General features: G+C 53.5%; 1 rRNA gene. It reads right to left on the bottom strand.

Annotated features, from left to right (window positions below):
• Nucleotides 1-213, bottom strand: a 16S ribosomal RNA gene (locus tag KIF87_RS23160); the annotation flags it as partial.

Raw genomic sequence — 213 nt, 5'->3', positions numbered from 1 at the left:
TACGCCCAGTAATTCCGATTAACGCTTGCACCCTCCGTATTACCGCGGCTGCTGGCACGGAGTTAGCCGGTGCTTCTTCTGCGGGTAACGTCAATTGCTGAGGTTATTAACCTCAACACCTTCCTCCCCGCTGAAAGTACTTTACAACCCGAAGGCCTTCTTCATACACGCGGCATGGCTGCATCAGGCTTGCGCCCATTGTGCAATATTCCC

The organism is Enterobacter sp. 120016 (assembly GCF_018383635.1).
In the GTDB taxonomy this organism is placed as follows: domain Bacteria; phylum Pseudomonadota; class Gammaproteobacteria; order Enterobacterales; family Enterobacteriaceae; genus Enterobacter; species Enterobacter asburiae_D.
Note: the sequence above shows the minus strand (reverse complement) of the source record. Positions and strands in the feature narration are given on the sequence as shown.